14 protein-coding genes are annotated in these 14372 nt (G+C 47.7%); 10 read left to right on the forward strand and 4 right to left on the reverse strand.

Annotated elements, in window-relative coordinates:
- Window positions 1-77: 77 nt before the first annotated feature.
- Together B8880_RS01835 and B8880_RS01840 are read left to right on the forward strand one after the other, a co-directional pair.
- Window positions 78-1994, forward strand: coding sequence for a beta-glucoside-specific PTS transporter subunit IIABC (locus tag B8880_RS01835; RefSeq protein WP_084255717.1), 1917 nt, complete (start codon window positions 78-80; stop codon window positions 1992-1994).
- 82 nt (window positions 1995-2076) lie between these two features.
- Window positions 2077-3543: a glycoside hydrolase family 1 protein gene (locus B8880_RS01840; RefSeq protein ID WP_084255718.1), complete on the forward strand. Its 1467-nt coding sequence runs from the start codon at window positions 2077-2079 to the stop codon at window positions 3541-3543.
- Between the two features lie 64 nt (window positions 3544-3607).
- On the opposite strand, the gene B8880_RS01845 is transcribed toward B8880_RS01840, so the two are convergent.
- Genes B8880_RS01845 through B8880_RS01855 form a run of 3 tightly spaced genes read right to left on the reverse strand, consistent with a single transcriptional unit; the run spans window position 3608 to window position 5742 of the window.
- Window positions 3608-4966 carry a PTS ascorbate transporter subunit IIC gene (locus tag B8880_RS01845; RefSeq protein ID WP_084255719.1) on the reverse strand — a complete coding sequence of 453 codons (1359 nt, stop codon included), beginning with the start codon at window positions 4964-4966 and terminating at the stop codon, window positions 3608-3610.
- Between the two features lie 24 nt (window positions 4967-4990).
- Window positions 4991-5260, reverse strand: a complete 270-nt coding sequence (locus tag B8880_RS01850; RefSeq protein ID WP_034618241.1) for a PTS sugar transporter subunit IIB — start codon at window positions 5258-5260, stop codon at window positions 4991-4993.
- Window positions 5261-5301: 41 nt separating this feature from the next.
- On the reverse strand, window positions 5302-5742 hold the full coding sequence (locus B8880_RS01855; RefSeq protein WP_084255720.1) for a PTS sugar transporter subunit IIA: 441 nt from the start codon (window positions 5740-5742) through the stop codon (window positions 5302-5304).
- A 164-nt stretch (window positions 5743-5906) separates the two neighbouring features.
- Here B8880_RS01855 and B8880_RS01860 point away from each other — a divergent pair, with 164 nt between their 5' ends.
- The 8 genes from B8880_RS01860 (at window position 5907) to B8880_RS01895 (ending at window position 13835) form a co-directional block, all read left to right on the forward strand.
- Window positions 5907-6932, forward strand: a complete 1026-nt coding sequence (locus tag B8880_RS01860) for a LacI family DNA-binding transcriptional regulator (protein WP_084255721.1) — start codon at window positions 5907-5909, stop codon at window positions 6930-6932.
- 204 nt (window positions 6933-7136) lie between these two features.
- Window positions 7137-8138, forward strand: coding sequence for a TRAP transporter substrate-binding protein (locus B8880_RS01865; protein WP_084255722.1), 1002 nt, complete (start codon window positions 7137-7139; stop codon window positions 8136-8138).
- 58 nt (window positions 8139-8196) lie between these two features.
- Entirely contained in the window at window positions 8197-8715 is a 519-nt protein-coding gene (locus B8880_RS01870) for a TRAP transporter small permease (RefSeq protein ID WP_084255723.1), read from the forward strand.
- Window positions 8712-9983 carry a TRAP transporter large permease gene (locus B8880_RS01875; protein WP_084255724.1) on the forward strand — a complete coding sequence of 424 codons (1272 nt, stop codon included), beginning with the start codon at window positions 8712-8714 and terminating at the stop codon, window positions 9981-9983. The genes B8880_RS01870 and B8880_RS01875 overlap by 4 nt, the downstream gene beginning before the upstream one ends.
- An 18-nt stretch (window positions 9984-10001) precedes the next feature.
- Complete coding sequence (locus tag B8880_RS01880) at window positions 10002-11015, forward strand: LacI family DNA-binding transcriptional regulator (protein ID WP_084255725.1); 1014 nt, start codon at window positions 10002-10004, stop codon at window positions 11013-11015.
- Between the two features lie 95 nt (window positions 11016-11110).
- Window positions 11111-11878, forward strand: a complete 768-nt coding sequence (locus tag B8880_RS01885; protein WP_084255726.1) for a sugar phosphate isomerase/epimerase family protein — start codon at window positions 11111-11113, stop codon at window positions 11876-11878.
- Between the two features lie 4 nt (window positions 11879-11882).
- The gene (locus B8880_RS01890) at window positions 11883-12830 is read left to right on the forward strand and encodes a sugar kinase (RefSeq protein ID WP_084255727.1); all 948 of its coding nucleotides are present in this window, start codon (window positions 11883-11885) and stop codon (window positions 12828-12830) included.
- Window positions 12831-12860: 30 nt separating this feature from the next.
- The gene (locus tag B8880_RS01895) at window positions 12861-13835 is read left to right on the forward strand and encodes an NAD(P)-dependent oxidoreductase (RefSeq protein WP_084255728.1); all 975 of its coding nucleotides are present in this window, start codon (window positions 12861-12863) and stop codon (window positions 13833-13835) included.
- Window positions 13836-13850: 15 nt separating this feature from the next.
- Here B8880_RS01895 and B8880_RS01900 read toward each other — a convergent pair whose 3' ends face one another.
- Window positions 13851-14339, reverse strand: coding sequence for a hypothetical protein (locus B8880_RS01900; protein WP_084255729.1), 489 nt, complete (start codon window positions 14337-14339; stop codon window positions 13851-13853).
- Window positions 14340-14372: the final 33 nt, after the last annotated feature.

Here is a 14372-nt window from a genome sequence, read left to right on the forward strand (position 1 = left end):
AAACCGTTCCGTGCTTGCGCACGCGGTTTTGCTTGGGCTTTTTTATTTTATATTTTTCAGCAAGTAAGGATTAAAGTATGGCAAAAGATTTCAGCAAATTGGCGTCCGAAATCGTGTGCTTGGTCGGAGGTGAACAAAATATCCACTCCGTTGTGCATTGCGCCACCCGTTTACGCTTTGTGTTAAAAGACCAAGCCGCTGCCGACAAAGTGCGGTTGAACCAGACCGCCGGCGTGATCAGTGTGATTGAAAGCGGCGGACAGTTTCAGGTGGTGATCGGCAACAATGTGTCGAAAGTCTATGCCGAAATTGTCAAGCAAACCGATATTCAGCAAGGCAACGCCGCCGATCTGCCGAAACCGTCGTTGCTCAACCGTGCCATTGATTTTCTTGCCAGCACCTTCACCCCGTTAATCGGTGTGATGGCGGGCGCCGGTATTTTGAAAGGCTTGGTGGCGCTGTTGACGATTTCCGGGCTGTTTGCTGCGGATTCGGGCACGTTGTTGGTGCTGGACGCCACCGCCAGCAGCACCTTCTATTTTCTGCCGATTTTATTGGCGATTACCGCCGCGAAAAAAATGTGCACCAATCCCTATATTGCCGTCGCCGTCGCTGCCGCGCTGGTCTATCCAACGATCGTCAGTGCAACCGCCAGCGGCAATCCGATTGATTTTTTAGGCATCGAACTGTCGCTGATGACCTATACCTACAGCGTGCTGCCGATTTTGTTGGCGGTCTGGCTGCAAAGCTATGTGTTGCGCTTTTTTGAACAGATTCTGCATGAAACCGTGCGCACCTTTTTCGCACCGGCATTGACCCTGCTGGTGGTCGTGCCGTTGACCTTTTTAGTCATCGGCCCGATCGGGGCGGGCTTCGGCAATGTGCTTGCCGCCGGCTTGTCTTGGCTCTATCAAAGCAGTCCGATTTTAACCGGTATCGTTGTCGGCGCATTATGGCAGGTGTTGGTAATCTTTGGGCTCCACTGGAGCATTGCGCCGATTATAATTAATAATATGGCGGTGATCGGTTTTGATGTATTGCTCCCAATGACTGGCGCCGCCGTATTGGGGCAAGTCGGTGCGACCGTCGGCGTGTTATTGAAAACCCACAATAAAGAATTGAAATCCCTTGCCGGTTCCACCGCGTTCAGTGGGTTTTTGTGCGTGACCGAACCGCTGATTTACGGCGTCACCCTACGTTTCAAAAAACCGTTTATTTGCGGCGTGATCGGCGGTGCCATCGGCGGCGCGGTGATGGCTGTCGGCGGCACGAAAGCATTTGCTTTCGGTTTCAGCGGCTTGTTGGCGTATCCGGTGTTAATCGGGCCGGGAAGCAATCTGCTTGCCTACAGTTTAGGTATGCTGGTCGCCTTGATCAGCGCCGCGATCTTAACCTACGGTTTCGGCTTTAAAGATACCATGTTAGCCCCTGCCGCCGAGCAAACCGCGGCAAATGCCGAAAGTGCGGTCACGGCGCAACACACGTCGTCCGCCCGCCCGCCGTTAAGCGGCTTGCAGTTAGTCAGTCCGTTAAAAGGCGAAATTCACCGCTTGAACAGCATTGACGATCCGCTCTTTTCTTCCGAATCACTAGGCAAGGGCGTGGCGATTTTGCCGAGCGCAGGCGAGCTGTCGGCGCCGGTCAGCGGCACGATCATTTCGGTATTCCCGACCAAACACGCCATTACTATTGAATCCGATGACGGCTTGCAGGTGCTGATTCATGTCGGCATGGATACGGTGCAGCTCAACGGGCGCTATTTTGAACAGTTGGTGCAAGAGGGCGATCACGTCAGCGCCGGACAGCCGCTGTTAACCTTCGATCTGGCGAAAATCAAGCAAGCCGGTTATTCGCTGATGACCCCGATCATCATCAATAACAGCGAAGATTATCTGGATATTATCGCCACCCAAGCGCCGCATATCGAACAAGGGCAACCGCTGTTGTCGGTTATATTGAACCAATCAGGAGAAGATGACAAAATTAACCCATGACATTGCATAAGATTTAGCAAAACATCAAAACACAGAGAAAAACCGATAGTTTCAATTTCATCACAGCAAAGAGGAAAACAAAATGAGTGATTTAAAACCCTTTCCACACGATTTTTTATGGGGCGGCGCAACCGCAGCCAACCAGATCGAGGGCGGCTTTGATGCCGACGGCAAAGGCCTATCCAGTGCGGATGTGGTGGCGTATGTGCCGAAAGCCGAGCGTGGTGCGCACAGCGCCTCAATCGAGATCAGCTCGCAAGAGTTAGCTGATGTTTTAAGCGGCAAAAAACAAGCCCGTTTTCCAAAACGCGACGGCATCGATTTTTATCATCGCTATAAAGAGGACATTGCGCTGTTTGCCGAAATGGGCTTCAAAATGTTGCGGATTTCGATTCACTGGGCGCGGATTTTCCCCAACGGCTATGACGAACAGCCGAACGAAGCCGGTTTAGCATATTACGAAGAGATGTTCAAGGAAATGCACAAACACGGCATTGAGCCGATGGTGACCCTGTGCCATTACGAAACACCACTCGGCTTAACCGAAAAATATAACGGTTGGCTAGGGCGCGAAGTGGTCGGGCATTTCTTGCGTTATGTCGAAACTGTGTTCACCCGCTATAAAGACTTGGTGAAATATTGGCTGAGCTTTAACGAAATCAATATGATCACCATGCACAGCCCGTTTACCGGCGGCGGGGTGGTGATTGACCGCGTGCCGCAAGCCGAACAGGAAAATGCCAAATATCAGGCGCTGCACCACCAATTCATCGCCAGCAGCCTTGCCACCAAAGCGTTGCACGAGATTATTCCGGACGGCAAAATGGGCTGTATGCTGGCGCGCTTACCGCACTACGCCTATACCGCCGATCCGCAAGATCAACGCTTGGCGCAATGGTTAAACCAGCAAAACCTGTATTTCACCGATGTGCACGCTCGCGGCGAATACCCGAAATATATGCTGCGCCACTGGGCAGAAAACAATGTGCGTATTCACAAAGAGCCGGGCGATGATGCGATTTTAAAACAATATCCGGTGGATTTTATCTCCTTCAGCTATTACGTTTCCCTGACCGCCACCACTCACGACAATGCGGAGAGGGTGGGGGGCAATCTGATGGGCGGAGTGAAAAATCCGTATCTGCAAGCCTCCGATTGGGGCTGGCAGATCGATCCGGTCGGTTTGCGCATTACGTTAAACGATATGTATGACCGTTACCAAAAACCGCTCTTTATCGTGGAAAACGGCTTGGGCGCATACGATCAGGTGGAAGCGGACGGCAGCATTCACGACGATTACCGCATTGCCTACCACCGTGCCCACATTCAACAAATGCAGGAAGCGATCAACGACGGCGTGGATTTGCGCGGTTATTTAAGCTGGGGGCCGATCGATCTGGTCAGCATGTCCACTTCGGAAATGTCGAAACGCTACGGTTTTATCTACGTTGACATCGACGATGACGGCAACGGCAGCAAAGCCCGTTCGCGCAAAGATTCGTTCTTCTGGTATAAAAACGTGATCGCCAGCAACGGCACAGAGCTGTAAATAGGCAAAACCGCACTTTGATGCGAATGTCAAAGTGCGGTTACGGTATCAGGTGGGAATAAAATTATTCTTTATTCTCGACCGGTTTCTTCGCCAGATAATTATACGCCACCAGCAGTACGAAAATACCGGTAATGGTGGCGGTGATCATATTCAACGACAGATATTGCGCCATGTAGCCCAACGCAATGCCGACGCCGCCGAAATCGGTATCGGAGAAGGTGGTGTTGGCAAAACCGAGCGAGCCCAACACCGGTAACAAGAATACCGGCAGGAAGGTGATCAGCACCCCGTGACAGAATGCACCCAGCATGGCGCCGCGACGACCACCGGTCGCATTACCGAACACACCGGCAGTTGCGCCGCAGAAAAAGTGCGGTACGACCCCCGGCAAAATCAACACCCAGCTTAGTTGTCCTAAAATAAACAAGCCGACGATGCCGCCCAAGAAGCTGAACAGGAAGCCGATTAACACCGCGTTCGGCGCATACGGAAAGACAATCGGGCAGTCCAGTGCCGGACGGGCGTTCGGTACCAATTTTTCCGAAATTCCGGTAAATGCCGGTACGATTTCCGCCAGAATCAAGCGTACGCCTGCCAAGATGATATACACACCGGCGGCGAAGGTGATGCCTTGAATAATCGCATATACCAGATAGTTTTGTCCGCCGCTCAGGTTTTGTTCGATATAATCGCTACCGGAAGAGAGCGCCAAAATCAGATAGATCACCATCATGGTCAGGGAAATCGAAATTGAGCTGTCGCGCAAGAAACTGAGGTTTTTCGGCAGATTGATCTCTTCGGTCGATTTCGAACCCTTGCCCGCCACTTCGCCAATCGCACCGGACAGCACATAACCGATAGTGCCGAAATGACCGAAACCGACTTCATCACTGCCAGTGATCCGTTTCATATAACGGTGCGCAATCGCCGGAAAGAACGCCATAATCAAACCCAGCGTCAACGAACCGACAAACACCAGTTGCACACCTTCAAAACCGGCAACGGTTAAAATCACCCCGATCATACACGCCATATAGAAAGTGTGGTGTCCGGTCAAGAAAATAAATTTCAGACGGGTAAAGCGCGCCACCACGATATTCGCCACCATACCGAACGCCATGATCAGTGCGGTTGCCGTACCGTATTTTTCCAATGCCATCGACACAATCGCTTCGTTATTCGGAATAATGCCCTGCACGTTAAAGGCAAACTCAAACATATTACCGAGCGGATTCAATGAACCGACCAACACGCCGGCACCGCCGCCCAGTACAATAAAGCCCAAAATGGTTTTAATCGTGCCTTTGATCACATCGGGAAACGATTTTTTCTGTAACAATAAACCGACCAGTGCGATCACCCCCACCAAAATGGACGGCACTTTCAGAATATCAAGGATAAAAAACAGGATAGATTCCATAATATGGCTCCCTAGTCAGCAAGATTAGCGGTTAAAATACTCGCCCAATTTTTGTTCAAATTCGGCGGCACTGACAATATTGGTGACCACCACGATTTTATCCGGCGAAACGCTGCTGCTTTCGGCGATATCGCGCGCCATCACGAAAACATCGGCTTCATCCGGCGTGACCGACGCCAAATCGGTATGCCCGACTTCCGCTTCAATCCCCAATTTTACCAACGCTTTTTTGATGTTCATTTCCATCATAAAACTGCTGCCCAATCCGTGTCCGCAGACTGCCATAATTTTCATACTGTTGCTCCTTTCGTTTTAATACCGGTTGTTAAATAAAGTTAATAACGATGTACCACTGCGGCGATATGCTCGATATCCGCCGCTCCGATCATTTCCTCGACCGCACTTTCATCAGCCAACAATTCGGCGACCGCCGCCAACATATCCAAATGGGAGGAATTGTCCTTCGCCGCCAATAAAATCAACAGCTTAACCGGATCATTTTCCGATCCGAAATCAATTCCTTGTTTGATCACCAACAGCGAGAGCGCTTGATCCAACGCCCCGTCTTCCGGTCGGGCGTGCGGCATGGCAATCTGCGGCGCAATCACAAAATAAGGTCCGATTTCCTCATACAACTGAAAAATACGATCCAGATAACGCGGCTCGATCAACTGCTCGCCCAACAACGGTTGTGCGCACTGTTTGACCGCTTGTTGCCAGTCGGAAACCGACTCGACCAATTGGATATGCGCAAGGGGAAGATAAGATTTCAGCATAGTGAGTTCTCCAGATGATGACAATGTACAAAGTGTAAACATCAATGTTAGCGCTATCAATCAAATAAATCCGATTTTGTGATAGCGCTAACATTTTTCAGCTAAAAATCTTTTTTCAACGATTTGTTTGTTATACTTTAAATAAAAACCCATAAGGTCAATTCATGTCTTCCAACACACCTTCAACACGAACCCGACGCACCACCGGCAGAGTCACGCTGGCAGATGTCGCCAAACAGGTCGGCGTGGGGCCAATGACGGTGTCGCGCGCCCTGCGCACCCCCGAACGGGTTTCGGAAAGCCTGCGCCAAAAAATCGAAAGTGCGGTCAAACAATTGGGCTATGTACCCAACTCTGCCGCGCGCGCGCTGGCGTCGCTTTCGTCACGCAACGTGGTTGTAGTCACTTCTTCGCTCACCTCAAGCGAAAACTGCCTGATTTTATCCGCTCTGCAACAAAGTTTAAAAATGCAGAATCTTCAATTGGTTATCTTAATTGCCAACGGCACGAGCTGGTTCAAGGAATTAATCAATAATGCGCCGGCGGCGATTATTTTATTGAATTTGCGTTGTCCGCCCGAAGAGCGCAAATGGATTGAGAACAGTACCATTCCGACGATCGAAATCGGCATTATTCAACATCAACCGTTAGGCATCAACATCGGCATCGACAGCAGAACCGCTATGCAAACCCTGATCCCGTATTTGTTGAAAAAAGGCTATCGTACCATCGGGCTGCTCTCCGCTATGCAAGACATCGCCGCTTTTCAGCAATATCTGGAGAGCTGGCAAAGTGCATTGTTAAGCCGCCATATCAGCCCGCATTTGGTGCTGCACCGCCCGAGCGAAGTCAATTTTTCGACCGGCGCCGCCTTATTGAATGACGCCTTGTTGGAGTGGGGACAAATCGACGCCTGCGTATTTCTCTCCGACGAACTGGCATGTGGTGCGCTATGCGAACTTGCCCGCAAACATATCGCCGTGCCGCACGACATCGCCATTGTCGGCATGGGCGGCTTGGACATCGGCAACGTCATTCACCCGCGCCTGACCACCCTGCAAATTCCCTACGAAAAAATGGGCGAACTCGCCGGTAAAAAACTGCAAGCCCTGCTACAGCAAGAAGACACCGCACTTTCCCCCGAAGTGATCAGCGTACCGATTAAATTGTTGGAGAGGAGCAGTGCTTGATGATTTTTTAGCATTAGAGCGACTTCTCTTTCACCATCAAAAATATTGATCTATATCACAAATTTATCACTGAAATGCTACTCAGATCACAAATCTGTCTATTTCTTAATTAATGGAACCAGTTCCATGATAATTTTTTACCAGCTAAAATCCTTTTTAGTGAATGCCAAGATGAGCAGAAATCATAAGTTAACGGAGTTATTTATGAAAAAAGTATTAATGTTGTTAATGTCAATCGCCATTATCGGGTGTGGAGAAGCAGAGAACGCAAACAATAATGGCGATAAACCGATAAAATTGGTTGCCGCACATAACCAAACCAATATGACCAGTCCATACCAAACCGGCATGCTAAAACTGAAAGAGACCGCCGAGCAATCCGGAAAATTTGATATCGAAGTCCATGCCGGAACCATCGGTACGAACGAAAACGAGCTAGTTGAAAAATTAGTCTTGGGCGGTGCAGATATCGTGTTGGTTTCGCCTGGATTTATGACTTCCGCCGGTATCGATGAAGTGGATCTATTTTCTTTACTCTACCTGTTCAATAACTATAACCACTGGGAGAAGGTGGTTGACAGTGATATCGGCAAGAAAATCGCCGATATCATTTATCAAAAATCAGGGAATAAATACTATGTCGTCGCCTACTGGACTGCCGGTGTGCGCCATTGGTACGGTAAAAAACCGATTAATACGCCTGATGATGCCAAAGGATTAAAAATCAGAACGCAAACCGCCGGTGTGGTGTCCGATTTTTGGACCTCAATCGGGGCGATTCCTACTTCCGTAGCCTGGGCGGAGCTATATCAAGCCTTAGCCAGCAATGTGGTGGACGGTTCTGAAAATGCTTATCCATATCTTGTACCGATGGAGCACCACAAAACCGCTAACGGAAAATATATTTCCGAAACCGCCCATGATTACACCACCCGTCTTTTGTTAATGAAAGCGAATGTTTGGGACAACATGAGTGAAAAGCAAAAAACAATATTAGAAACCGCAATCAAAGAAGCGACACAGGCTGAGCGCAATGCTATTTACCGTGAAGAAAATCAGTATAAAGACAAAGCGATTGCAGACGGCGCCGTGATTAATAGCGTGGATACGCAACCGTTCAGTGCCGCCGCACAAACCATTCAAAATCAATGGGCAGAAAAACACGGCATGGCTGACACACTACAACAAATCAGAAACACAAAATAAATTCAATTGCTTACGTTATTAGAATTTAGTTTGTTATGACCTTGGATCAGGGGGATATATGCAAAAACTGACTGATTATTTGGAAAAAATACAACTGTGGCTCGGTACGCTGCTTTTGGTGATTTTTGTCATCACTACCCTGCTTCAGGTCGGCACTCGTTATTTAGGCATTAGCGCCACATGGACCGAAGAAATCTCGGTTAACGCGTTTATCTGGTCTATGTTGCTGGGTGCGGCGGTGATGGCCAAACGCAAACAACATTTCAGCTTCACACTGTTGAACGGCCAGTTTTCACCGCAGAAAAAACCGATTCTGCTTATTGTACAAGATGTCATTATCATCGTTTTCTGTGCTTTTTGCTTTGTCTACAGTGCAGAAATCACCAGCACTTTCTGGAACTCGCGTTGGATTAGCATTCCGAGTTTAAAACAGGGCTATGTCTGGCTGATTCTGCCGATTACCTTTATCAGTATCGTGATCTATTTGGTTGAAGATGTGATTAAACAGATCACCGCACTTAAAAATGGTACGCCGCTATCTGATGATACCGATGACACATTAGGAGAAAAATCATGACACTATTATTGGTAACAATCCTGTTTATCGTGCTGATTCTTATCGGTATTCCGATTGCATTTTCCATTGCCATCGCCGCGTTAATCGGTATCGCGACAATCAGCGGCGTGCCCAATACCATGATTCCGATGAAAATGTTTTACGGTTTGAACTCTTATGTGTTGTTGGCTGTACCGCTCTTTGTATTAACCGCCACCATTATGAACCAAGGCAATATTTCAAGAAAGCTGATTGATTTTTCCTTAGGAATCGTCGGGCGTTGCCCAGGCGGCTTAGGACATGCCAATGTGATGGTTTCCATGTTGTTTGCCGGTGTGAGCGGTTCTTCACAAGCCGATACCGCCGGAGTGGGGAAAATTTTAATTCCGAATATGCTTGAAAAAGGCTACAGCCGTGAAATGGCGGTGGGAGTGACCGCCGCCTCTTCTACCATCGGCAGCATTATTCCGCCGAGTATCACGATGGTGATCTACGGCGGATTAACCAACACCTCCGTCGGCAAACTATTTATCGGCGGCATTTTACCCGGTATTGCCATTGGTCTCGGCATGATGTTTTTTATCTATTATGTTGCGGTTCGTAGTGCACTGCCGAGCGAAGCAAAAATGCCGTGGAACGTTTTTCTGCAACTCTTTAAAAACTCGATTCCGGCATTGATCACGCCGCTGATTATTATCGGCGGTATCGTTTTCGGCGTGTTCACACCGACCGAAGCTGCGGCATTTTCTGCCTTATATGCTTACTTTGTCAGTGCTTATTTCTATAAAACGATTACCTTCCGAGATTTGCCGAAAATTTTAATCGAAACCTTAAAATTAAGTTGCTTATCTTTATTCGCCTTGGCCGCAGCTTCTGCTTTAGGTGAGTTTTTAGGTTATTTCAGAATCAATACCTTAGTTGCCGGTTTCTTCAATGATATCGGTGGCAGCCAATATGTATTCCTATTACTGATTATTTTATTCTTCCTGTTTATCGGTACTTTTATGGACGCTATCCCTGCAATGGTCTTATTCGTACCGGTAATTTATCCGGTGGCGCAAGCGATAGGCGTTGATCCGATACAGCTAGGTATCGTTATCATTATTACCCTGTCAGTAGGATTGGTCACGCCGCCTTACGGATTGTGTTTATTAATTGCCAGTGTGATTGGTAATCTGCCCATTGACAAATCCTTTAAAGCAGTGATGCCGTATATTGCAATTATTTTAATTGTATTGGCTATTGTTATTTTCATGCCGGTCATTTTATTGAATAATGTCTTTTTATAATCATTAGGCCTGCATAATATGAAAACAGCTTCGAGAAATAAAAAAGCCACGATTAGCGATGTGGCAGCTTTGGCAAAAGTGGGGAAAACCAGCGTATCGCGTTATCTGAACGGCGAATTTAATGTGCTGTCGGATAATATGCAAAAGAAAATTGCAGGTGCCATCGAAACGCTGAAATACCAGCCCAGCCAAATCGCTCGAAGTATGAAACGCGGACGCACCCGACTGATTGCCTTGATCTTTGCCGATATCAATAATCCCTATTCCATTGATGTCATGCAGGGGATCGAGGCCGCCAGCCGCGAATACGGCTATACCTTGCTGGTTTTTAACACCAATAATCAGCTTGAACAAGAAAAACAGATTTTACAGTTGATGTTCAGCTATCAGGTTGAAGGTGTCATTATCCATGCGCTACGCACTCATGACGATAATTTTAAACAATTTTCTCTCCCGATTGTCTCTATCGACCGGCAAATTCATGCGCTGAATTGCGATGTCGTAGGGCTGGATAACGAACAAGCCTCGACATTAGTGACGGAACATCTCATTGGTAGCGGTTTTGAAGCGATTTTGTTTATCACAGAAACGATCAACGATATTCAACCGCGCCAAAAACGCACCGACACTTTCAAACAAATAATTGTAGCGAACCAACACTGTAGCGGTGAAATTGCCGAATTAGTCAGCAGCAAAGATCAACAAAAAATGGATAGCGTCATTACCGAATTCTGCGCCAAAAACCGCGGCATGCGCAAAGCGATTATCTCGGTTAACGGCGCCGTTACGCTGGATATATCGCTTTCTCTAAAACGCTTGAAATTGGAATGGGGCAAAGATATCGGATTAATCGGTTTTGACGATCCGATTTGGGCGGCGCTGGTCGGTGGCGGAATCACGACCCTGAAGCAACCGACGTTCCAAATAGGCTTTAACGCTTTCGAATTGCTATATCAACGCATGAACAGCGATACTTCAGATTTTCAAAATGTGTTCTATCCGGGGGAATTAATCATCAGAGAATCGGCTTAAGCCAAAAGGGAGTCACCGTCGCTTTTTAACAAAAAATGGTATCGGTTCCAAAAGGCTAAATTAGAGAGAAAAATAAAAATGAAGGAATGCATGTTATGCCTAGAAAAATAATTATCGTCACTTCCGCTTATGGATCCGACTACATTAAGAACATCGGCGGACAGGGAGAAATTCTCACCGTCATCAAAGCCTCAGGCGCAGATGGGGTTGAAATTCGTCGGGAATTATTTTCAGATGACGCATTATCACAACTCCCCCGACTGGCGAACAAGATCAAACAAGCCCAATTAGCCTGCTTCTATTCGGTTCCTTTCCCATTGTGGATATCGCCGGAAAAAATCAATCCGCAGCTGCGACAATATTTCGCTGAAGCGAGGCAACTTAATGCCGAACTTCTCAAATTCTCACTTGGTGATTTTCAGCCTGATACGCCAGCGGCATTAGCCTATACGTTAAAGCAAATTATGGATATGTATCCTGAAATTCAGTGTGTCATCGAAAATGATCAAGCAAAAAAGAGCGGTAACTTGAATAGCATGTCGGCGTTTACCCAATGGCTGGCACAACACCATGTGCCGTTGCGACTGGCTTTTGACTGTGGTAATTGGGCATGGGTGGAACAGGATCCGCAACTTGCAGCCCAACAGCTGGCAGCTTATGTCGGCTATATCCATATTAAATCAACCGCACTGGATACCACCGGAAAACGAATAACCGTTCCGCCCAAAAACCAAGAGGATCGCTATTTACAAATCGCGCAACGATATTTACCGCAAAATGTCGCACGCGGAATTGAGTTTCCGTTAGCCGGCAGAGATTTAGTCGCCGTATCGCGATACTTTGTCGAACTGTTAAGAGGATAAGCCTATGTCAAAACAATCTATTTTAGATGTGATTACCTATGGTGAAGCCATGGCAATGTTTGTCGCGGCTGAAAGCGGAAACTTATCTGAAATCACGCATTTCACCAAACGTGCTGCCGGTGCGGAACTCAATGTCGCCACCGGTTTGGCTCGTCTCGGGTTCAACGTGGCATGGTTAAGTCGGGTTGGTAATGACTCTTTCGGACAATTTATTTTGCAACAACTGGCTAAAGAAAATATTCAGCGTGATTGGGTCAGCGTTGATCCGCACCATCCTACCGGTTTTCAACTGAAAGCCAAAGCGGAGCAAGGGGCTGATCCTGCGGTAGAATATTTCCGCAAAGGCTCGGCAGCCAGTTATCTATCGCTTGCCGATTTCACACCTGCGCCGTTCCTGAATGCTCGCCACCTGCATTTAAGCGGGGTTGCCACCGCCTTATCCGACAGCAGCTACCGTTTATCATTACATTTAATCGATTTTATGCGAACGGCAGGCAAAACCATCTCCTTTGATCCCAATTTGCGCCCGACACTTTGGAAAAGCGAACAAGAGATGATACGCAGTTTGAACCGGCTCGCCGGCAAAGCCGACTGGGTACTGCCGGGCATTAAAGAGGGACGTATTTTAACCGGTTTAAGCTCTGCCGAAGCGATTGCCGATTTTTATCTGGAAAAAGGGGTGAAAGCCGTCATTATTAAGCTGGGCGAACAAGGCGCTTATTTCAAGGATCAGCTGGGAAATCAAGATACCATTCCACCTTGCCCTGTGGAGAACGTCGTTGATACGGTCGGTGCCGGCGACGGTTTTGCGGTGGGGGTAATCAGTGCCTTGCTGGAAGGAAAAACATTGGCGCAAGCTGCTAAACGCGGAAATCGTATCGGCTCTCTTGCCATACAAGTGATTGGTGACAGTGAAGGCTTGCCGACTCGAGAACAGTTAGGTGATTTTTAATGAACCGCACCGCACTTTAAGGATAAAACGATGAAAAAAACCGTTATTCTCTATAAAAAAATACCAAATGAGCAAAAAGCCCGTTTAGCTTCTCACTTTAATCTCATCACTTTTGACGGTATTACAGCGGATAACCGCAATGAAGTGATCACCGCCTTAGCACAGGCTGACGGCTTAATCGGCGCCAGCGTGCCAATCAAACAGGAATTGCTACAATTTGCACCGAAACTAAAAGCCATTTCAACCATCTCCGTCGGTTATGATCAATTTGACGTTGATGATTTAACCCGACGGGGTATCCGTTTAATGCACACTCCCAATGTCTTGACCGATACAACCGCCGATACGATTTTCACCTTAATGTTGGCGACGGCACGCCGTGCAGTAGAGCTATCAATACTGGTCCGTGCCGGTCAATGGCAAGGCAGTATCGGTTCCGAATATTATGGAACGGACGTACATCATAAAACTATCGGTATTCTGGGAATGGGGCGGATTGGAAGTGCGGTCGCCAAAAGAGCATATTGCGGTTTTGATATGAAAGTGTTGTACACCGGCAAGCAAGCAAACGAGCAGGTTGAACGCCAATATCAAGCCGAACGGTGCTCGTTAGATGATTTGTTACAGCGCGCTGATTTTGTTTGTATCACACTGCCGCTACTCCCGACAACGGAAAAATTGATATCGAAAGAAAAACTGGCGTTAATGAAGCCGTCCGCTATTCTGATTAATGCTGCGCGTGGTAAAATTGTCGATCAACAAGCGCTGATAGCAGCCCTGCAAAACGGCGGTATTAAGGCTGCCGGACTGGACGTATTTGAAGTTGAACCGCTGCCGCCCGACTCGCCGTTAATGACCCTGCAAAATGTCGTTCTGCTGCCACACATCGGTTCGGCTACCACTGAAACCCGCGATAATATGGCTCGCTGTGCAGTAGATAATTTAATTGCTGCATTCAAATCCGAAAAACCAACCCAAAATTGGGTCAATCCGGCTGTAGGATAATCGACTAACCGCACTTTAACGATGTATCCAACCTCTTAAATCCGAGCCGACGAATGTCAGGCGTACCGCACTTGGCGGCTCGGTGAAAGTGTAGTGGATCGGTTCGGGCAGATTTTTGATGACAGCATAAGGCAAAATGCCGCGTACTTCGGTAACGCTTTCCGAGCTGCCGTATTTGACGGTTTCATAAATTAGCGGGCGCTTTCCGTTATTAATGACACTGGCTTTGCGCCAGCCGAATTGATAAGACAGTGTAAGCTGCTGCCGGTTGCTCAACTGATAGTGTTGTGGGTAAAACAATGCGTATTCTTGCGCCGAATCATCATCGGTTACAACTACCACTTGATTTGCTGTTCCCCACAGCAAACCGGCCAGCGCTGCCAAGCCCAGTGCCAGATAACGGTTGATTTTCAGTGAATTTTTATAGCGGCTGAAGCGGAAAGCGATTAACGGCAACAAGATTAATAGGATCAACAAGCCATAAAACAGATTAATCGGTAACATAGCATATCCCTCTTTGTAAGGCGGCGAATAGCA

Source organism: Pasteurella testudinis DSM 23072, from assembly GCF_900176075.1.
GTDB classification, from domain to species: domain Bacteria; phylum Pseudomonadota; class Gammaproteobacteria; order Enterobacterales; family Pasteurellaceae; genus Chelonobacter; species Chelonobacter testudinis.